The organism is Fulvivirga lutimaris (assembly GCF_009711525.1).
In the GTDB taxonomy this organism is placed as follows: domain Bacteria; phylum Bacteroidota; class Bacteroidia; order Cytophagales; family Cyclobacteriaceae; genus Fulvivirga; species Fulvivirga lutimaris.
Map to the genome: position 1 here is coordinate 1 of NZ_SMLV01000387.1, position 20,499 is coordinate 20,499.

The 20,499-nt window shown below is 38.1% G+C and carries 17 protein-coding genes and 1 tRNA gene; 13 read left to right on the plus strand and 5 right to left on the minus strand.

Annotated features, from left to right (window positions below; all coding sequences use genetic code 11):
- The 6 genes from egtB to E1140_RS12140 form a co-directional block, all read left to right on the plus strand.
- Nucleotides 1-1,225, plus strand: a 1,225-nt coding sequence (egtB, locus tag E1140_RS12115) for an ergothioneine biosynthesis protein EgtB (protein ID WP_246202864.1), incomplete at its 5' end; no start/stop codon positions are given.
- A gap of 13 nt (nucleotides 1,226-1,238) precedes the next feature.
- Nucleotides 1,239-2,171 carry an L-histidine N(alpha)-methyltransferase gene (gene egtD / locus E1140_RS12120; protein WP_155183849.1) on the plus strand — a complete coding sequence of 311 codons (933 nt, stop codon included), beginning with the start codon at nucleotides 1,239-1,241 and terminating at the stop codon, nucleotides 2,169-2,171.
- A gap of 52 nt (nucleotides 2,172-2,223) precedes the next feature.
- Nucleotides 2,224-2,307, plus strand: a tRNA-Leu gene (locus E1140_RS12125).
- 435 nt (nucleotides 2,308-2,742) lie between these two features.
- Nucleotides 2,743-3,369, plus strand: coding sequence for a hypothetical protein (locus E1140_RS12130; RefSeq protein ID WP_185153551.1), 627 nt, complete (start codon nucleotides 2,743-2,745; stop codon nucleotides 3,367-3,369).
- A complete protein-coding gene (locus E1140_RS12135; protein ID WP_155183855.1) occupies nucleotides 3,366-4,406 on the plus strand; it encodes a coiled-coil domain-containing protein in 1,041 nt (346 codons plus the stop codon). The genes E1140_RS12130 and E1140_RS12135 overlap by 4 nt, the downstream gene beginning before the upstream one ends.
- Nucleotides 4,407-4,444: 38 nt before the next feature.
- On the plus strand, nucleotides 4,445-5,026 hold the full coding sequence (locus E1140_RS12140; protein WP_155183857.1) for a DUF6624 domain-containing protein: 582 nt from the start codon (nucleotides 4,445-4,447) through the stop codon (nucleotides 5,024-5,026).
- Here the strand turns inward: E1140_RS12140 and E1140_RS12145 are convergent.
- Entirely contained in the window at nucleotides 5,023-7,356 is a 2,334-nt protein-coding gene (locus E1140_RS12145) for a penicillin-binding protein 1A (protein ID WP_155183860.1), read from the minus strand. The genes E1140_RS12140 and E1140_RS12145 overlap by 4 nt on opposite strands.
- A gap of 98 nt (nucleotides 7,357-7,454) precedes the next feature.
- Here E1140_RS12145 and E1140_RS12150 point away from each other — a divergent pair, with 98 nt between their 5' ends.
- Both E1140_RS12150 and E1140_RS12155 read left to right on the plus strand, forming a co-directional pair.
- On the plus strand, nucleotides 7,455-8,504 hold the full coding sequence (locus tag E1140_RS12150) for a M42 family metallopeptidase (RefSeq protein WP_155183863.1): 1,050 nt from the start codon (nucleotides 7,455-7,457) through the stop codon (nucleotides 8,502-8,504).
- A gap of 668 nt (nucleotides 8,505-9,172) precedes the next feature.
- Nucleotides 9,173-11,470 carry an acyl-CoA dehydrogenase family protein gene (locus E1140_RS12155; RefSeq protein ID WP_155183867.1) on the plus strand — a complete coding sequence of 766 codons (2,298 nt, stop codon included), beginning with the start codon at nucleotides 9,173-9,175 and terminating at the stop codon, nucleotides 11,468-11,470.
- A 5-nt stretch (nucleotides 11,471-11,475) separates the two neighbouring features.
- Here the strand turns inward: E1140_RS12155 and crcB are convergent, their stop codons facing one another.
- Genes crcB through E1140_RS12170 form a run of 3 tightly spaced genes read right to left on the minus strand, consistent with a single transcriptional unit; the run spans nucleotide 11,476 to nucleotide 13,375 of the window.
- Entirely contained in the window at nucleotides 11,476-11,850 is a 375-nt protein-coding gene (crcB, locus tag E1140_RS12160) for a fluoride efflux transporter CrcB (RefSeq protein ID WP_155183870.1), read from the minus strand.
- Complete coding sequence (locus E1140_RS12165; RefSeq protein ID WP_155183874.1) at nucleotides 11,850-12,290, minus strand: hypothetical protein; 441 nt, start codon at nucleotides 12,288-12,290, stop codon at nucleotides 11,850-11,852. Before E1140_RS12165 ends, crcB begins: the two co-directional genes overlap by 1 nt.
- A 41-nt stretch (nucleotides 12,291-12,331) precedes the next feature.
- On the minus strand, nucleotides 12,332-13,375 hold the full coding sequence (locus tag E1140_RS12170; protein ID WP_155183877.1) for a hypothetical protein: 1,044 nt from the start codon (nucleotides 13,373-13,375) through the stop codon (nucleotides 12,332-12,334).
- Nucleotides 13,376-13,493: 118 nt separating this feature from the next.
- Between E1140_RS12170 and E1140_RS12175 the strand changes: the two genes are divergently transcribed.
- Nucleotides 13,494-15,782, plus strand: coding sequence for a TonB-dependent receptor (locus tag E1140_RS12175; protein ID WP_343034239.1), 2,289 nt, complete (start codon nucleotides 13,494-13,496; stop codon nucleotides 15,780-15,782).
- 6 nt (nucleotides 15,783-15,788) lie between these two features.
- The gene (locus tag E1140_RS12180; RefSeq protein WP_281350411.1) at nucleotides 15,789-15,989 is read left to right on the plus strand and encodes a DUF3820 family protein; all 201 of its coding nucleotides are present in this window, start codon (nucleotides 15,789-15,791) and stop codon (nucleotides 15,987-15,989) included.
- Here the strand turns inward: E1140_RS12180 and E1140_RS12185 are convergent, their stop codons facing one another.
- Nucleotides 15,990-16,463, minus strand: a complete 474-nt coding sequence (locus E1140_RS12185) for a hypothetical protein (protein ID WP_155183879.1) — start codon at nucleotides 16,461-16,463, stop codon at nucleotides 15,990-15,992.
- A gap of 261 nt (nucleotides 16,464-16,724) precedes the next feature.
- Between E1140_RS12185 and E1140_RS12190 the strand changes: the two genes are divergently transcribed.
- From E1140_RS12190 to E1140_RS12200, 3 genes are read left to right on the plus strand one after another with little or no spacing between them, the layout of a single operon-like run.
- On the plus strand, nucleotides 16,725-17,960 hold the full coding sequence (locus E1140_RS12190; RefSeq protein ID WP_155183882.1) for an OmpA family protein: 1,236 nt from the start codon (nucleotides 16,725-16,727) through the stop codon (nucleotides 17,958-17,960).
- Between the two features lie 13 nt (nucleotides 17,961-17,973).
- Nucleotides 17,974-19,200: an OmpA family protein gene (locus tag E1140_RS12195; RefSeq protein WP_155183885.1), complete on the plus strand. Its 1,227-nt coding sequence runs from the start codon at nucleotides 17,974-17,976 to the stop codon at nucleotides 19,198-19,200.
- 13 nt (nucleotides 19,201-19,213) lie between these two features.
- Nucleotides 19,214-20,497 (plus strand): OmpA family protein, encoded by a 1,284-nt coding sequence (locus E1140_RS12200; protein WP_155183888.1) that lies wholly within the window; start codon nucleotides 19,214-19,216, stop codon nucleotides 20,495-20,497.
- Nucleotides 20,498-20,499 lie beyond the last annotated feature (2 nt).

Sequence of the window (20,499 nt, forward strand, 5' to 3'; positions counted from 1 at the left end):
CTTATTATCAAAATTTAAACAGGTAAGGCTGCAATCTGAAAAGATTTGCAAACCCTTAAAGACTGAAGATTATGTGGTGCAACCTATAGTTGATGTTAGCCCTCCCAAATGGCATTTGGGCCACACCACCTGGTTTTTTGAAACTTTTATTCTTGTACCGTTTTTCAAGGATTATACATTATTTAATTCCGATTACGGCTATTTATTTAATAGTTACTATGAAACTGTAGGCGCCAGAGTAATTAGAACTGATAGAGGAAATATTACGAGACCGGGTGTTCAGGAAGTGCTGGCATACAGAGCTTATATTGATGAACACATGGAAATATTCCTCAATGGTGGGGTTACAAGTGAAGTGAATAACCTGCTTGAGTTAGGACTACAACATGAGCAGCAACATCAGGAGTTGTTAATCTATGATATCAAATACATACTTGGTAACAACCCACTGTTTCCGGCCTATCAAAATATAATTGAAACAGATAAGCATGAAGCCAAATCTTTAGGCTGGTTAAATATTGAAGAAGGAACCTATAAAATAGGCTTTGACAAGGAGGGCTTTTCATTTGACAATGAACACGGTGTTCATCAGGTGTTTCTACATGAATATGCAATTGCCGACAGACTTATTACCAACAGTGAATACCTGGAGTTTATGGAAGATGGTGGCTATTCTAATTTTAGACACTGGCTTTCTGATGCCTGGGAGTGGGTGAAAACCAATGAAATAAAAGCACCAGAACACTGGCATTTTCAGGATGGGAAATGGCACCAATATAATCTTAGTGGCGGCTTACAGCCTGTTAACTTAGATGCACCTGTTACGCACATTAGTTTTTATGAGGCCGATGCTTTTGCCAAATGGAAAGGATTAAGACTGCCAACAGAATTTGAGTGGGAAGTGGCATGTCTGCATTATGGCAATTTGGAGATGGCTAATGGGTTTAGTGACAATGGCGTTTTTGAACCTCAGGCTTCTACAGATAATCAGTTTTTCGGAGAGGTTTGGGAGTGGACAGCCAGTGCTTACAGACCCTACCCTTATTATCAGGCACCAGAAGGCGCTGTTGGTGAATACAATGGAAAGTTCATGGTTAACCAGATGGTATTAAGAGGAGGGTCATGCGCTACACCAAAGGATCATATCAGAGCAACTTATAGAAATTTTTTTCACCCACATTTAAGATGGATGTTTTCAGGTTTGCGCCTTGCAAAGCATTTATAAACTAAAACGCATAATGAACCAATTTGCAAGCGATGTCCTTGAAGGACTTTCTGCTCAACCCAAGAGGTTGTCTTCAAAATATTTTTATGATCAAAAGGGTGATGAGCTTTTCCAGCAGATTATGGCGTTGGATGAGTATTACCTTACCAGGACGGAATACTCAATTCTGGATCAATTCAAAGCCCAGGTTTTAGATCAGTTTAAATCAGACAATAAGCCATTTAACCTCATAGAATTTGGTGCGGGTGACGGTTACAAAACCAAGGTGCTGTTAAGACATTTTCTCGAGCAGAAGGCCAATTTCTGTTACATGCCGATAGATATTTCAAGCAATGTGCTGGAGCAATTGGAGACTTCTCTAAAAGTAGAGTTGCCCGCTTTGAATGTAACTCCTATTTGCAATCACTATTTTGAAGCACTTGAAGAGCTAAAAGAGGGAAAGGAGCGTAATGTAATTCTATTTCTAGGCTCCAATATTGGAAACTTTACAGCAGAGCAGGCAGATTCTTTTTTAAAAGGACTGAATGCTGCTCTCAAAGAAGATGATATTTTGTTCATAGGTTTTGACTTGAAGAAAGACCCAGAGGTAATCCTCAATGCCTATAATGACAAGCAGGGGGTGACCGCTGCTTTTAACTTTAATCTATTAGATCGTATTAACAGTGAGTTGGGAGGGAATTTTAATACTTCTCAATTCAGGCATTACCCAATCTACAATCCTATGACGGGAACAACTACCAGTTATTTAATAAGCGAAAAGGAGCAGACTGTTGAGATTATGGATGCGGCTATTCATTTCAGAGCCTGGGAGCCTATACATATGGAGATATCTCAGAAATATGATCAGGTCATGATCAATGAAATGGCTAAAAAAGCCGATTTTGAAATAATAGATGGCTTTACAGATGATAAAAAGTATTTTCTAAGCTCTGTTTGGAGGAAGTGATTGATATTAAAAGAATTCCTCATTAGATTTGCCGTCCTTCTCAAAAGTTAATGCGCACGTGGTGGAATTGGTAGACACGTCAGCTTGAGGGGCTGGTGACCGTTAGGTCGTGGAGGTTCGACTCCTCTCGTGCGCACTTCATTTTTCTCAAAAAAGATTTTCATTAAGTTGTTAGATATCAGTACTTTGCCGATTGTTCAAAGCAAGTATGTCCCTGCTAATAAAGTCTACACTATATAACATTCACAAAACCGGTCTTAAAATTATTGGGGGACTTCTCATTTTGAGTATAATATTGGTCTATTTCCGCGTGGATTCAAGCTACTTATCCTATGGAAATTTGAGGGTAATTTTCTGGTTCGTGACCATATTTATAAGTTTTAATCTACTTGATAAGATTGAAAGGAAATACAGTGCCTCCATAATGTTGGCCTCCTGCTACCTTTCATTTTTTATTTATCCACTGTTACCGATTGAGACAAATTATGCGGAAAACCTTTTTTTACTTCCTTCTACTCTAATCATATTTTCTGTTTTACCATATCTCGTATTTGATTTAAAAGCCGAGAAGTTGTGGATTATATTTTGGGTGTCTCTATTATTTATAACCTTCATAATTTCATTAAGATATTCTATTTTAAATATCGATCAGATCAAGTATGAAGGACTAATAATAGTTTTTACCAAATATACTATGCTGGCGGTTGCATACTTTGCAAGCTGGATATTTATTCAAATCATGTTCTTCAAATATTTAAAAAATATTGAACTTCAGAACCTAAGAATACAAGAGGTCAACACTTTACTTGATGAAAAAGTAACCTTAATTAATGATCAGAACACCATACTCGATTACCAGTCGCAGGAGCTGGTAAGGCTACAAGAGGAGATAGGGGCTTTTAATAATGAGCTCGAATTGAAAGTAAGAGAGCGGACTTCGGAGCTCGAAAAACAAACAGAAGCCTTAAATAGGTATGGCTTTGTTAATTCAAAACTGGTTCGGGGTCCAATTGAATTAATGATAAGGGAAAAATCTTTAGGTGCTAATAGTTCAGATTTAAATATGGAGCTATTGAATTCCATTATACAGGATTTAGATTCTATCACTTATGCTATAAGCGATGTTCTTAATTTACAAAACATTGAAGGTATAAAGGAGGTTGAGAAAATGATTAAAAACAGGTACTCTGAAAAATGAAGGATTATAACTCATTTCAATTTCCTGAGTTGGATTCAAATAATAGACTTCGCTTTACTATACTGGAAGTAGGTAGAGTGATAGTGTGGATTCTGTCCTTTGTACTGCTTTTTTACTTCTTAAATACGGTGCTGATATTAGAGAAGAATTTAGATAATGGTTTTTATAGATTGGCTATAATGTTGATTTGCCAGCTAATCACTTTGAAATATCTGTCCAATATTAGTTACAAGAAACTTGCATTCATTAGCATTAGCATCATGTACCTGGGCTTTTTTTTATACCCCTTTTTAGATATCTCTCGAAGATTTGAAGAAAATATATACTTGCCGTTAGTGCTACTTATTTTCGGAATGACATTGCCGATTCTATATTATAACGCAAGAAAAGATACTAGCATCATAGTAAGCTGGATGTTGCTAATATTTTCAACAGTGGTTATCAATCTGATTTACCAATATTCTATTGCAAATCAATCAGAGCATAAGTTTTTTGTGATTTTTGAGAATCATCCGATGACCATTATTGGGTTCTTTTCCGCCATTTTATTTCTTGTTATTTCCTTCTTTAATTATCGCAGATATAACAGCACGCAATATGATGTTATACTAGAACTCAATAAATCATTGAATGATAAACTCATTGAGATTTACCAAAAGGGCAATGAGAAGGAAACGCAGAATGAAGAACTGAAATCTATTCAGGAAGAGTTGCTTGCTATTAAGGAGGGACTTGAGGAAAAGGTGAGGGAAAGGACTGAGGAATTGAAAGAGCAGCAGAAAGAAATCATTCGTTATGGCTTCATGAATTCTCACATCTTAAGAGCACCTATAGCCAGAATAAAGGGACTAATGGATATAGCTCAAAAACTAAAGGAGGGTAGCGAACGTGGCAATATCTTGGAGTTGATAAGAGAATCTATTCGTGAATTGGATAATACTTCACAATCCATCAATGAGATTATTAACAAGCAAAATAAAGATCAACTTAAGATTATTGAACGTAAAGTGGAGCAATTGTATGGTGGTAAGGCATAAGGTTCAACTCCTCTCGTGCGCACTTAAATTCTTATATCTTGAATAGATTACTTCTTTTATTTCTTTTATGCTTCCTTTCATGTTCAAGTAGCACTGAAAAGAATCAGTTTGATGGTGAGGATAGTATTCAGACTTATGCTGTGGATTGTGATCAGGTAAGGATTTACTTAGAAGAGGCGCTGAGGACTGATCAGGGAGTACGAAATGGTGAAATAGCTATTTCCATGGAGGAGGTCGATGAAGCTAATCAAGCTTTATTTTATAGTATTATGCAATGCTGTGGTGCAGATAAAATCATATTCGCTGGAGAACAGGCTACTCAGGCGGCTTTTTTAATTACTCAGCATGCTCCCCTAGAATTTCAATTAGCGTTTGTTAATCTATTCAAGGATTGGTCTAAAGAAGGTATTATTTCTCCAAGCACCTTTGTCCTTATGGTTGATAGAATACGGTTGAGACAGGGAAAAACTCAGCTATATGGTACTCAGGTAGTTACAGATAAATCAGGGGTGAGCAAATTATCGCCAGTAGATGACTTAGAAAAAGTAAGAGCAAGAAGGGATTCTTTATATATGGAGCCACTTGAAGATTATGTAGCCAGATTTGGTGTCACACTTTAATTCTCTTTCTCTTTCTTCTTAAAAAGATCCCCAATCTTCTTCAAAAGACCTTTTTTCTCTTCGCCAAACTCCTTCACTTTGGCTTTGTCCTTTTTATCTAACCCAAGCACTTTCTGAATAAAATTCTTATCCTCTTTCTCTAGCTCGCAATCAAGATAAGCCAGTTGGTCAGCGCTTAAAGCTGGGAAACGTGATTTAGTGATACCGTTTAATGAAGCATCTTTATTCATGTCATTAAACAAGCCGACAAAAATGGGCAAGGCCATGTTGCCGCCACTGCCTAATGCCGTACTTCTAAATCTTATAGCAGGGTTATCAGCACCTACCCAAACGCCTACTACCAGCTTAGGATTATAGCCTATAAACCAACCATCAGTATTGGATTGTGTGGTGCCAGTTTTGCCTGCTATGTCATTAGGCAATTTATATTTCCAACGCGCAGAGGAAGCGGTGCCTTCATTAACTACTGATTTCAGCATTTCATTCATAAGTTGGGCAGTGGTTTGCTTAATAGCTCTTTTAGGTTCAGGGTCTTCCAGCTCAAAAAGTAGTTTCCCCTTTTTATCATAAATTTTAGATAAATACACTGGCTGAATTCTACTGCCACCATTAGCCATCGTACAATAAGTCTTGGTCATTTCTATCAGACTGATGCTAGCGGTACCAAGTGCTACTGATGGTACTTCAGGGAGTTTTTCGTCAATACCCATAACCCTGGCAGTTTCAATCACATTATCTACGCCAACTTCTTCCAACACTTTGATGGTAACTGTATTGATGGACTTAGCCAATGCTCCGGTGAAGGAGTATTTCATTACATTTTCATCCTTATCTGCATTGCCAGGTGTCCAGCCTTCCAGGTTTTTATAAACGGTTCTAGAGGCTGATGTATAATCGCATGGATTCATGCCTTGCTCAAGCGCGGCAGCATAAACGAATGGCTTAAAAGTAGAACCAACTTGCCTTTTTGCTCTAATGACATGGTCGTATTGAAATTGGCTGAAGTCAATGCCGCCAACCCAGGCCTTAATATGTCCATTGCTCGGATCAAGTGCCACCACTCCAGTCTGAAGCAACATCATATAATGTTGTAATGAATCTATTGACGACATTTCCTTTTCTTTCAGACCATCCCAGGTGAAGATGTCCATTAGGTTTTTGGCCTTCATCTTTTTCAAAATCTCCTCATGACTTAGGCCTTTCTTTTTTAATGATTTATAATGATCAGTGTTTTTGATGGCTGTATTCAATAAATCCGGATTGGTGCTCCAGGGCTTTTGCCTCGACCAGTGATCATCAAACTGGCGCTGCAGGTTGGCCATGATTCTGGTCATGGCTGCTTCTGCATATTTTTGAATTCTTGAGTCTATCGTGGTGTAGATTTTCAGGCCATCAGTAAACAGATTGTAGTTGGTGCCATCTTCCTTGGTGTTTTCTTCTGTCCATTTAATGAGCTCAGGTTTAATGAAATCTCTGAAATAAGTAGCTAACCCTGAACTGTGTGAAATTTTGTTATAATCAATTTCAATAGGTAGTTCTTTTAACGTGTTATATTCTGCTTCACTCAGGTAGTCATATTTCACCATCTGACTCATTACTACATTTCTTCTGCCTTTTGACTTATCAGGAAATAATCTGGGGTTATAGGTATGATTAGCCTTGAGCATCCCTACCAAAACAGCCGCTTCCTCGATTTTTAAAACAGCAGCCTTTTTATTGAAAAACCTTTTAGAGGCCATTTCAATACCATATATGTTTTCACCAAAAGGCACGGTGTTAAGGTATAGCTCTAGAATCTCTTCTTTGGTGTATATGCTTTCCAGCTGAAAGGCAATGAGCGCTTCTTTAACTTTAGTTACAGCAATGTCAAACTTGCTGTTCATGTCTCGGGGAAAAAGGTTTTTAGCTAGCTGCTGACTCAATGTACTACCGCCCCCACCTGATCGATCTTGCATAATGACTGTCCTAAGTATTACCCTGACCAGACTTCTGGGGTCAACACCTTTATGGTCGAAGAATCGGGCATCTTCCGTAGCAACAAGGGCATTGATCACGTTAGGGGAGATGTTTTCGTACTTGGTCGGGTTTCGCTCCTGAACAAAGAACCTTCCAAGCAATACTTTATCGGCACTATAAACTTCAGTGGCAATGTTATTCTGAATGTTTTTTAAAGACTCATCACTAGGCAGGGCGCCAAAAAAACCAGCCTTTATGAGCATTACAAAGACAATCACCAAGCCCAGGCCAGCAAAGAATAAAAGACTTAGGTATTTAAGGGCTGTTTTTAAAAATGATTTTTTAGGTTTTTGCTCCTTCTTTTTTCTTGGCATCTAATCGGTCGGGTTTCTGTAATTCTTCAAGGGCAAATTTGGAACAATTTTCTCCAAATTGACTTATCTTCGAAATCTTATCATTTAAAAATATAGTTATGGCTATTAAGGTAAATCTACTCAAGAAAATATGTGAAGCACCTGGAGTTCCGGGATATGAAAGCAAGATCAGAAACCTTATCATCAAAGAGGTTACTCCGCTGGTCGATAGTGTAGAGGTGGACAATATGGGTAATGTTATTACCATAAAAAAGGGCAAAAGCGATGCTAAGAAAGCCATGATCGGTGCTCACATGGATGAGATCGGTTTTATGGTGACTCATATAGATGATAAAGGTTTTGTAAGGTTTACCACACTTGGTGGATTTGACCCTAAAACGCTGACTGCCCAGCGTGTAGTTATTCATGGTAAGAAAGATGTGATAGGTGTAATGGGCTCTAAACCAATTCATGTGATGAGTCCTGAAGAGCGCACCAAAATGCCTAAGACTACCGATTTTTTCATTGACCTTGGTATGCCTAAGAAAGAGGTGGAGAAAATTGTAAGCGTAGGCAACCCGATCACCCGTGAGCGTGAGCTGATAGAAATGGGTGAGTGTGTTAATTGTAAGTCCATCGACAACAGGGTTTCTGTTTTTGTATTGATAGAAACTCTTCGCCAGCTAAAGTCTACGCCTTATGATGTTTATGGGGTATTTACTGTTCAGGAAGAAGTGGGGATCAGAGGCGCTAATGTGGCTGCGCATAGCATTAACCCGGATTTTGGCTTTGGATTGGATACCACCATAGCCTTTGACTTACCAGGCGCTCAGGCTCATGAAAGAGTAACAGCTCTGGGAGAGGGTACTGCCATTAAAATTATGGATGCCATGACCATCTGCGATTATAGAATGGTGGATTATATGAAAGAGGTGGCCGATAAAAATAAAATCAAATGGCAGACAGAACTGCTGACCGCTGGCGGTACCGACACGGCTGGTATCCAGAGAATGGGTAAAAACGGTGCCATATCAGGCGCTGTCTCGATCCCCACCAGACACTTGCATCAGGTAATAGAAATGGCGCATAAGAAGGACATTGATAATAGCATCAAACTATTGAAAGCTTGTTTAGAGTCGTTGGATGGGTATGATTGGAGTCATAGGTAAGCAACTTATCATCTTCTAAAAATAAAAATATACAAGTTTAGTGTTAAATCAGAGACCATAGTTGATTTGATGTGACAGGTAAACATTCCTACAAGATTTAATTTGACTAACTCGTAAAATGGATTTTATCTTAGAAATATTGATTGAAATATTTATTTACGGATTGTGTATAGTCCCCGGAGCATTTATTAGATGGGTATTTCTATTTCGTAAACGTACATTCAAAGATATTTTAAAAGATGACGCCTATATGAATGGCGGGATTGGTTTTGTGACAGTAGCATTCATAATTTCAATGGTCCTGATACTTTTGCAATTCGACTTGTAAGTAAATCAACCCCCAACGGTCTTAGTGTCTCACTAAGACCATATAAGTTTTAGTCTTAGCGAGACGCTAAGACTAGGTAGTGATAAGACTATTTCTGCAGAATACCACCGTACCAACAGCAAGTCATTCCGTAGGAATCTTAACCATCAATACAAGGAGTCTAAACTATGATAAAGATGCTTACGGCATGACTTAAACCGTGGATAATGATGAAGCTGTCCTTATTATCAACGAATCTCTTCTTCTGCTTATTCAGACATATTAACCCAAAAGCAAGATGTTCTGAGTCAGGTTGAGTAATTTAATATGAGAATTACCCAACACCTCAAGTCATAAGATTATGATTCACTCAGAAGAGCTCAAGAAAAATCCAAACCTCTACCTTTTTTTGCCCATCTACTATGCATTATGGGCAGATTCTATACTCACTCAGGCCGAGCAGGATACACTCAATACTTTATTAAAAAGCCAGAATTGGCTCTCCGAGAATGAATTACAATTTCTTCAAGGCTATCTAGACCCTAAAAAGGATGTAAGGCCTAAAGAGCTAAAAGAATGGAAGTCACAAATCCAGACAGCTGACATTAAAAAACATCACACCCTCACTGATTTGGGTCTAGATCTGGTAAACAAGTATTCAAACGGTCAAAAAATTGAACTACCTGAAGGTGCGTTAACCGCATTTCATGAAGCCGAGCGGCAGCTTGGAATGATTAACAAAGAGGTAAACTACATCTTTCAGAGTGAGCATAAAACCGTAACTGGTGATCTTTCAAGGGAGGCAAATTTTGATATTTCGAGCATGACTGCAATTCTGGAAGGGCATGATGCGGAGGTTATTCGTAAAGTAAAAGCTGTTATTGGAAGCCCTGATTTTAAATATCCTGCTAAGGAGAGTTTGGCGCAGCAGCGCGATGATGTTTATAAACTTTGTCAGGTACTGGCAGAACAAGGCTTTGGTAGCTGGGCTTTTCCTAAGGAGTATGGTGGAAAAGGTGATATGGAAGGCTATTTTACGATTATGGAAACACTCAGCTTTCATGATTTGAGTATGGTCATAAAGTTTGGTGTACAATTCGGACTTTGGGGAATGAGCGTATTTTTTCTGGGCACGGAGCGGCATCATAAAAAATACCTTAAGGACATAGGCACATTGAAAATACCCGGCTGTTTTGCCATGACGGAAACAAATCATGGTAGCAATGTGAAAGGCATAGAAACTACCGCTACCTATAATCATAATAACAAGACCATAACCATTCATACCCCTCACGATAAGGCCTGCAAGGAATATATAGGTAACGCGGCCATACATGGGCAAATGGCTACTGTATTTGCCAAATTAATTATTGATGGTACAGACTATGGGGTGAGTGCTTTTGTTGTTCCTATAAGGACAGCAGATGGCAAGGCACAGCCTGGAGTTACAATAGAGGACTGCGGCCCTAAGATGGGGCTTAATGGTGTTGACAATGGAAAAATTTGGTTTGATAATGTAATCATCCCGGCTGAAGACATGCTGGATAAATTTGCAGGTATCGATGAAAATGGAGAATTCACAAGCCCTATAACCAGTGACAACAGAAGATTTTTTACCATGCTAGGCACCTTGGTAGGTGGCCGAATTGGTATTCCAAGATCCGCATTATCAGCAACAAAATCTGGCTTGACCATCGCGCTAAGATATGCAGATGGCAGAAGACAATTTGGACCACAGAGTGGTGAAGAGGTACCTATCTTAAACTATCGGTTACATCAGAGGAGACTTATTCCACCCCTGGCTACTGCATACGGTTTACACTTCAGTTTAAAATATCTCACTAGTAGATTTCTTAAAAAATCGGAGGAAGATGCTCAGGAAATAGAGGCACTAGCCGCAGGTTTAAAGGCTTATACCACCTGGTTTACCACTTCAACTTTGCAGGAGTGCCGCGAGGCTTGTGGCGGCAAAGGTTACCTTGCTGAAAACAGGATACCAGACTTGAAGGCTGACACTGATGTGTACACCACTTTTGAAGGCGATAATACTGTGCTGATGCAGCTTGTGGCTAAAAATAGGTTGACAGAATTTAAACAGGAATTTCATAATATGAACCTGGTTACAGTGTTCAACTATGTGGCCGAAAAAGCAAAGGTGAATATTGTTGAGAAAAACCCTCTGGCTGTCCGAAATACGGATGAGGAGCATCTTTTGGATTTTGATTTTCATATGAAGGCATTCACCTATAGAGAAGAGTCAATTTTGAGTTCTGCTGCACAGCGGCTGAAACGATTGATAGAGGGAGGTATGGATTCCTTTGATGCATTCAATGTCAGCGGCCATCATATGGTTAATGTAGGCAAGGCATATATCGAAAGAATAATATTGGAGCAGTTTCAAGCTCAGGTTGAAAGTACAACTGATATTAAGTGTCAGCAGGTGCTCAGAAAGCTGGCCCAACTATTTGCATTATATACTATCGAAAATAATAGAGGTTGGTACCTGGAGCAGGGTTATATGGAGGGTGTAAAGACCAAAACCATAAGAAAAACAGTGAATCAACTTTGCTGGGAACTGAGAAAAGAAGCTATCTCACTTACAGATGCTTTTGATATTCCTGATCATTGTTTGGCTGCAAAGATTGCGGTTAATGATTAATGTCATCACCCCATTTTTCCAACCCATTGCCCAACAAAAGCAGCGGCCAAACCAATCACCACACTTAAGCTGATATAGAGAAAAGAGGTCATTAATTCCTTTTGAGAAAGCAGACTGAAGTTTTCCATAGCAAAGGTGGAGAAGGTGGTAAAACTACCACAAAGCCCTACTGCCAACAATAGCCGCATAGACTCAGAAAGGCTATTTTTAAAGGAGAGAGCTACAAGCAGGCCTAATAAAAAGCTCCCGATAATATTAACACTAAAAGTGGCCATGGGAAATGAGCCGATGAATCTTTTATCTACAAATAGGTAAACAAGATACCTTAGGGTGCTACCCAAAAAACCACCTAGACCAACTAATACTATGTTTTTAAGCATCACTTCTTCTTTTTAGCAATCTTTTTGTTCATATACTTAACCACATTGGAGTAGTTGGTGTGCTCCTGCATAGAGAGGTTCAATTTTTTCATATCGTTGAAAAGAATCTCAACTTCCATATACTTTCCACCTGCAGTTTTTATGGCTGTTTCATGCCACATCTTCACTTCTTTAAGTGGATAGTTTTTACTGTTAAACCGGGTAGGAAAGTTAATAATGATGCTTTCCTTGCCAATGCTTACCACTTTGTATTTAAATATTATCCTGAAAAGTAGCCCCAGGCCTAATGGGCCAAGCAAAGCGGTGGTAGCCAGATGGTACCATTGTGGATTTGATGAGTTTAAAACAATACTTAAAGTATAACCACTGATGGATATGCACGCAGCTACAAATATTCCCAGTGAAAAAAGTGTACTTACCTTCGGTTTAACAACGATCATGAATGTAAAAATAGAAGAATATAAAGAATTGAGCCTTTAACCTATGGAAATTGATAAGTCGGTTTTTGATTCAGAACAGTTTCCAGGCTTTTGCGCACCAATTCACCCATGGTATTGCAGTGCAAAAAATCATCATTGTTATAGTGCCTAGCCAAATCTTTAGCTAACGATTTTACATTTTTAGGCGTTGATATATTGTCTGTGGACATAGCTGCTAACAGCTCATTTACCTTTTCTTTACTCGCCTTATATCGGTGGGCAATTAATGATCGCTCCTCTTTTTGGTACTGTTTTACGGTTTCTGGTGTCATGCATTTAAGACCTATTTCAATCAGTGGATTGTTCTGTTTGAAATACTGAGGAAGGTAAATTGCTTTCCTCCCTTCATAAGACTGCTGATCAAAATCTATAGCACGAAGGCGATAATCCACCTCTTCAAAATCAGGAGTGATGTCAATTACAAAATTACTTGAGTGCATATCACCCAAAAGCCTGACAAAACAGCGCTCATTAAACTTCACAAACTCCTTTGCCAATCTGATTTGATTCAGGTTTTTATCATTCAGGTGATATTTAATAAACTGATCGCCAGGGATACCTACAATATGCTCCTCTATCAATGTTTCTTCATGAACCACATAGCTAATTCGATTAGGAGAGAGCAGGTGCTCTAATTCCAGGCCATAAACGCGAGAGGCATCAGCATTTTTAATGTAGAAATAGTCAAAATTGTCATTGATGCGGTTGACTATCCTGATTCTAAAAGGTTGGGTATTGCCAAAAATGCAGAGATCAATTCTATCCACAAAAAGATGCTCCATAACAGATAGGTCTCCATCGGCTTTCAGAATGGCATAAATGGTTTTTACACTATGGTGAATATCCTTCATTTCATCCTGTGGGTAGAAGACAGTCTCCCAAAAAGTGTCCTTTCCACGCTGATCTATGAGAGCAATGGAATTATCATATCGTAAAAGGTCTTTGTAATTGATGGGCAGTTTTATCTCTCTGTCGTGCCTTTTGAGATAATCCCTGAGGGTGGCACTTATTTTATAAATGTTTTTCTTTTTGCTGATAATGGCCATAAGGCATAAATATAGGCAACTATTCCCTAATATTTAATATTTTTAGGTTAGGCTAAAAATATATTTACATAAGTATCAATTTTAATATTAGCTTTGTATAAATATTAGAAAAATCATTGTGAGGAAAGTTGTTATTTGTACGGTATTAGTCACCTGTTATGCGATTCAGAGTATGGCGCAAGCCACTTTGCAAGGCGTTTTAAAAGGTGAGGAGGGCCCTTTGCCAGGAGCTACCGTGCAAATTTTAGGCACTGATATAGGTACTGCCGCAGATGTCAACGGCTTTTACCAATTGAAAAACATTCCTGCAGGAGATCATAAGGTTGAAATAAGAGCGGTAGGGTATAAGCCTATTCAAAAATCAATTTCTCTGGAAAGAGGTGATATCAGGGATCTGAGTGTTTTTATGGAAGTTGATAACCTGGGTTTGGAAGAAATAGTTATCACCGGAACCATGCAACCAACTTATGTTTCCAAATCACCCATAAAGGTAGATGTTATTACCTCTGAGTACATGAACACTTTTACACCAGCAGCGGCATCCTCAATTGTAGAAGGAGTGAAGCTGGTCAATGGTATACAGGAAGTAGTGGCCTGTGGAGTTTGTTTTACCAACAGCATAAGTATCAACGGCCTTCCTGGGCCTTATACTGCTATCTTGATGGATGGCACTCCTATTTATGGAAATTTAGCTTCAGTGTATGGGTTGAATGGAATACCGTCAATGCTTATAGAAAGGTTTGAGGTTATAAAAGGGCCTAGCTCTACATTATATGGTTCTGAAGCAGTAGCAGGGGTGATTAACATCATAACTAAGGACCCAGATAAGCAACCAAAATTTTCGATAGACATCATGGGAACAACACATATGGAGTCCTTTGGAAACATAGCCGGCACAATTAAAACTGATAAGGCTAGTGGGTTTATTGGACTTAATTATGCTTATATCAATGACTTTGATGATGAAAACGAAGATGGCTTTGGTGATAATATAAATATGGACCGATACTCATTTTTTACTAAATGGGAAATTAAGAGAAAAAGCAAAAGGAAGTTTTCCATAGCGGCCAAGTATTACCATGAAGACCGTAGAAACGGAGTGGAGGAATTTTTAGCGGATAGAAATTATCGGGATTTGCGTGGCAGCGATGAGGTTTATGGTGAAAGCATCTATACCAACAGGGCCGAGATTTTTGGTACTTATCAGCTAAATACTTCTGAAAATTTTAAGATTGATTACTCCTTAAGTGCGCATGATCAGAATAGCTACTACGGGGCTGATTTTTATAAAGCCAATCAGAATATTGCCTTTGCTAATCTGATATGGGACAAGCAATTGGGAAATCACAACTTGTTGGTAGGTATGACCAATCGCGTTCAGCAATACGATGATAATACTGTAGCCACACAAGATTCAGTTGCTTCTGGCACCATCAATAAGCCTGATAACCAGTATATTCCAGGCCTATTTGCGCAGAATGAATGGGAGCTAAGTGAGAACTTTACAGCTTTGGCCGGAGCGAGATTAGACCATTATGATTTGCATGGCTTTATAATTTCTCCGCGATTGAATTTGAAGTTTAAACCTGCTCCAAGCACTACAATAAGAACTAATTTCGGAACCGGTTTTAGGGTTGTGAATTTGTTTACAGAAGATCATGCATTTATAACAGGTCAGCGTGAAGTTGTGATTGCTGAAGCGCTAAAACCAGAAAGATCGTTAAATGGAGCTATCAATGTTAATCACCTGTATACAATAGGAAATGGCCAGGGAATGATTGATATAGATGCTTATTACACCTATTTCGAGAATAAGATTATTCCAAATTATGATGACCCTAATACCATAGTGTATGCAAATACTACTGGGCACGCACTTACCAAAGGGATTGGCTTTAATGTTAATCATGATTTTTACTGGCCACTGAGCTTGAGCCTTGGTTTTAACTGGCAGAAAGCCACTGAAACAGAGCCGGATGCCAATGGTGAGGATGTTGCGCGGAATATCGAATTTGCTCAGGAATATTCAGGGGTGGCCACATTAAACTATAGGCTCAAGAAGGCAAAAATGACTTTTGCTTATACTGCCAGAATAACCGGACCAATGACACTACCAGAGGTATTTGACCTTGATGAGAATGGTAATGCAATGACAACCGCACGTCCTACTATTTCCAAACCCTATAGTTTCCATAATATTCAGATAAGCAAGGATTTTGCTAATGGACTGAATTTATATGCTGGCGTACAAAACCTGTTTGATTACCGTCAGCCAGTTACTCCTTTAGTAGGCTACAATGATCCTAATGCCAATATTGGATTCAGTAATGCTTTTGATACCTCCTATGCCTATGCACCTATTCATGGAAGAGAGCTATATTTGGGTATCAAGTGGTCATTAAAATAAGCATTATTGGAAGAAGCCTTTGACCCCAAAAAGGTCTATGAAGAATATCAGGAACTGATAAATTACAAAATGCCCTTTGGAAAATATAAAGGACGTAGAATTGTAGACCTACCGGTGGAGTACCTGATCTGGTTTAAGAGAAAAGGGCTACCTGCTGGTAAGCTGGGTAAGTTCATGGAAATTATGATTGCCCAGAAGGGAGGTTAACTAAAGTTCTTCAAGTTTAGCGGCAGCACTTTCAATAGCCTCAACCATAATAACTTTTACACTGTCCATTTTAGCTTTTTGGGTAGTGTAGTATTCTACTATTTCCTCATGGCTAAGGCTATCTGTTTCCGGATCAAACTGACGCATCCAGTTCATCATGGCCTCATCTGCGGTTTCAAGTGACTGAATCATCATTTCTAATTCATTAACAAGCTCAGTTTGAGTAGCTTCCTCTTTAAGGAGATCAACCTTTTCTTTCAACTTGCCCTTCATGCTCATCATGTTTTCCATTTTAGGCATCATTTCATCATGAACATCCATAACATCATCATATAATGCCTTTTCTATTTTTACCTCTTCAGGTATATCATCTGTAACTACTTGTTCTTGCTGTTGCTCGGTGGTTGTTTGCCCGCATCCAGTAATCAACAATATGATGAATAAAAATGAAAGTGTGTTTCTTAAGTATGTCATGATCATTTGCTTAGTGCTCTCCAAAATTATACAATTCATTGATGAGTACAAGATCATATCAACTTTAGATAAGTTTATAAAAGGCAACAAGCTAGGTTTTGATAATTAAAATAATTATATTAATAAAATTAATAGTCATATTATTGACTCATAATTATCTGAAATTGAATAAGTTAGGATTATTCATTTGCTTCAATACCTATAAATAATTACATTACCGAGTCTATTTTTTAAACTGTATTGACTATTTTTTTATTTATTATGAAACCTCAAAATACAATTAAGAGGTCTCGACTGACATTTTTTTGTTTACTGGCATTTACATTTATTACATACACTACAGCCAGTGGTCAGACGCAGGAGCCTAAAGAGTCACCAGGATATGTCGTGATTGGTGCATTTACGATTGAAAAAAATGCAATCAAACTCATTGACTATGCCAAGGAAAGAAACATCAGTGCTAAATACCAAATACATCCCACCAAGGATTTATTTTATGTGTATGAGCAGGTAGATAAACCTCAGGCTGAAAAACAACGGATTAAAGAAAGCTTTCCTGAGTTTTATGATGTTTGGGTTTATCGCGGTGAATTGGGTAGAAATACTTTGAGTAATACACCATCGTCTTCCGCTATAGCTCAAAATAAAAGTAGTGATGATACTCAGGTGATTACAGAAATAGATCAGAGTACACACGCAGGTATTGCGGCAGTTGATGATAAAAAAGACGCTAAACCAGAGACTGAAGTTGAAGCTCCCAAAAACCTTGAAAAAAAGGAGAACACTTATCATGTTTATTTGAATACAATTAATTCTAAGAACATGAAAGAGGTAAAAGGAAGAGTAAATGTTATTGACCCAGTTAGAGCGAAGCAATTAATGGTAGCCAAATCTCATGAGGTTACAGAAGTGAAAGATCCTAAGAATGGAGATAATGTAATTAAGCTGGCAACCGATATTTTCGGCTTTAGAGAAGTTCAACAAACTATTGATCTTGATAATCCTGTAAATGATACCACCAAGAACTATGTGCATACCATTGGAGACTCGATTATAGTCGACTTTGAGCTACAGAGGTTCAAAAAAGGAGATGTGCTTGTAATGTATAATGTATATTTCTTTAAAGATGCAGCCATAATGAGGCCGGAATCAATTTATGAGCTGAATAGCTTGCTTGACATGCTTAAAGAGAACGAGAACCTTGTGGTTAAACTACATGGACATACCAATGGAAATTCTCATGGTAAAATTATCCATCTTGATCCTGAGGATAAAAACTTCTTCTCTTTAAATGCTGATCATAAAGAAGATCATGGCAGTGCTAAGAAGCTATCTCTTTTTAGGGCCTATACTATCCAGCATTGGTTAATAGAACAAGGTATTGCTGAAGAGCGAATAGATATAAAAGGCTGGGGCGGCAAGCAGATGATTCATGATAAACATGATACTCAGGCTTATAAAAATGTAAGAGTGGAAGTAGAGATTGTTGAAGAATAAATACTACAGTACTATGAATAGATTATCATCATCATTATTACTACTAATACTTGTCCTTATTGGTTTTGCTAATTCAGGACATGCACAGACTCTTGATGGAGTTAAAAGTTATGCAGTTATAGGTGTATTTAGCTTTGAGCGAAATGCTGATAGGTTTTCGGACTATTATAAGTCTCAATCTCTTGACGCCAAGGTGCGTAAAAATATATTCAATAACATGTTTTACGTTTATGCTTATGAGTCAACAGATGTCGAAGAGGTACGTCAAAGAGTATTTGATTTAAGAGGGCAGTTCAATAATCTTTCTAAGGCATGGCTTTACAATGGTAATTTTAATTGTTTACACATTCCTTCAGATCAACTAAAAGGAATTGCTTCCAATAACTCAAATGGTATTGAAGAGCTTGTAGAAAATGTTGAAGAGGCAGAACTTGAACGTGAACAAAGACAGGCCAGAGAGGCGGAAGAAGCTCAAAGTAAAATAGAGGAAGAGAAAAAGAAGGAGCCCAAAGTTGTTAAACCTGCAGATAAGTATTGGGTATATTTTAATACTTATAATGTAACGGATCTTACTGAGGTGGAAGGCAATGTTAATGTTGTCGATTTAGAAAGAAATAAGGACTTAGGTCCTGAAAAGTCGCTACAGCTGGTGACATTAAGCTCTCCTAATAATGGCACCAATCGTGTTCAGTTTGCTACAGATATCTTTGGCTATCGTATTGAAAAAGTAAATATTGATTTAGATGAACCATTAGCAGAAGGCAATGAGGCTGTCACAGTAATTGGAGATAGTATAATTATAGATTTTCCATTAAGAAGGTATAATAAAGGTGACTTTATGACTATGTGGAATGTTTATTTTTATATAGACGCTGCAATAATGAAGGAGGAATCTGTTTTAGAACTAAACCAGCTACTGGCTATGATGCGCGAAGATGAAGATGTAAGAATTAAAATTCACGGACATACCAATGGGAATTCCCACGGTGTCGTAAAACATTTGGATCTTGATGATAAATCATTTTTTAGCTTGAATGGGTCACATTTAGAGACTAAAGCAAGTGCCAAAAAGCTGTCGGAGTACAGGGCATATACAATTCAACATTGGTTGATGGATCAAGGAATAGCCGAAGATAGAATGGAAATTGTTGGGTGGGGCGGCAAAAAAATGCTTTATGATAAGCATGGTGCCAATGCTGACAAGAATGTTAGGGTAGAGATAGAAATCTTAGAAGAATAGAAAAATACAATCAATGAAAAAAGTATTAATGGCAGCCATATTTATGGTTGCCTTTCATTTTACATCAGCTCAGACAAATGACATTCCAAAGGGATATGCTGTGGTAGTAGGTGCATATTCACTGAATAAAGTGGATTTGGCATTAAAATTTACCAAGCAAGTTGCTGATCAGGGTTATGATGCCCGATTTGGAATCAATGAATCAAAGTCTCTAATATTAGTCTATATAGATCATACGGAGAGTTTTAAGGAAGCCATTGCTAAAATGAAAGAGATCCGTCAAAAGGAGAATTATGAAGATACTTGGGTTCATGTTAAAACCAGTCAGGCCAGACTAGCACTGACCCCTGAACAAAAGGAGAAGTCAGAAAAAACAACTGCTGTGATGAAAAAGGAGGTAGTGAGCTCATTAGGAGATATTTATGCCGAGAGGTTTAAGGATAAAGAAGAAGCGGCTGATACTGAGGAAGCAGCTTCTGTTACTGAATCAAATGTTGAAGCAAAGACAGAGGACGAGAAAATAGAAGATACAAATGAAGTAGCAATAGCTACTGCTAATAAAGAGGAATCAGAAGAGGAGGCAGATGACAGGCTTGCAGTATATTTTGATTTGATCAATACAACGAATAACCAACCTGTCGAAGGAGAAGTGCAAATTATTGATACGGAAAGATCAAAGTTACTTGATGTGGTGGAGTCTGGGCAGTATGTTAAACTTGATGACCCTGACAACAGAACCGGGCAGATGACTGTGATAGTTGATGTTTTTGGTTTTAGAAAACAGCAAAAGGAATTTAATTATTATAAGCCTTTTACAGGAGCAACAAATGCAGATATTGATGAGTCTGAGAATGGGCCGGTAATAAAGTTTGAGCTTGTGAGGTATAGGAAAGGTGATATTATTACCATGTATAACGTCTTCTACTTTAAGGATGCTGCGGTAATGCAACCTGAATCCAAATACGAGGTAAATAGCCTTCTTAATATGCTCAAAGAGAATAAAAGCATGAGAATAAAGATTCATGGTCATGTTAATGGTAAGCATCCCGGTCAGATAATTTCAGTTGATGAAAATAACTATTTCGCTTTGACTGATAATAATCCCAAAGATTTTGGCTCTGCAAAGTCACTGTCAAGGCAAAGGGCTGAGACCATAAGAGACTACCTTATTGAGCAAGGCATTAATGCTGATAGAATGGAGATAAAAGCCTGGGGAGGAAAGCGCATGCTGCATGATAAGCACAGTAATAAGGCTAAGCAAAATGTACGTGTAGAAGTAGAAATACTGTCTGAATAGAT

What these genes read in the sequence shown, in the direction of transcription:
- E1140_RS12200 (WP_155183888.1), top strand. Translation starts at nt 19,214, where the DNA reads ATGAAAAAAGTATTAATGGCAGCCATATTTATGGTTGCCTTTCATTTT.
- egtD (WP_155183849.1), top strand. Translation starts at nt 1,239, where the DNA reads ATGAACCAATTTGCAAGCGATGTCCTTGAAGGACTTTCTGCTCAACCC.
- E1140_RS12170 (WP_155183877.1), bottom strand. Translation starts at nt 13,375, where the DNA reads ATGGCCATTATCAGCAAAAAGAAAAACATTTATAAAATAAGTGCCACC.
- E1140_RS12155 (WP_155183867.1), top strand. Translation starts at nt 9,173, where the DNA reads ATGATTCACTCAGAAGAGCTCAAGAAAAATCCAAACCTCTACCTTTTT.
- E1140_RS12195 (WP_155183885.1), top strand. Translation starts at nt 17,974, where the DNA reads ATGAATAGATTATCATCATCATTATTACTACTAATACTTGTCCTTATT.
- E1140_RS12145 (WP_155183860.1), bottom strand. Translation starts at nt 7,356, where the DNA reads ATGCCAAGAAAAAAGAAGGAGCAAAAACCTAAAAAATCATTTTTAAAA.
- E1140_RS12165 (WP_155183874.1), bottom strand. Translation starts at nt 12,290, where the DNA reads ATGATCGTTGTTAAACCGAAGGTAAGTACACTTTTTTCACTGGGAATA.
- crcB (WP_155183870.1), bottom strand. Translation starts at nt 11,850, where the DNA reads ATGCTTAAAAACATAGTATTAGTTGGTCTAGGTGGTTTTTTGGGTAGC.
- E1140_RS12185 (WP_155183879.1), bottom strand. Translation starts at nt 16,463, where the DNA reads ATGACATACTTAAGAAACACACTTTCATTTTTATTCATCATATTGTTG.
- E1140_RS12190 (WP_155183882.1), top strand. Translation starts at nt 16,725, where the DNA reads ATGAAACCTCAAAATACAATTAAGAGGTCTCGACTGACATTTTTTTGT.
- E1140_RS12135 (WP_155183855.1), top strand. Translation starts at nt 3,366, where the DNA reads ATGAAGGATTATAACTCATTTCAATTTCCTGAGTTGGATTCAAATAAT.
- E1140_RS12150 (WP_155183863.1), top strand. Translation starts at nt 7,455, where the DNA reads ATGGCTATTAAGGTAAATCTACTCAAGAAAATATGTGAAGCACCTGGA.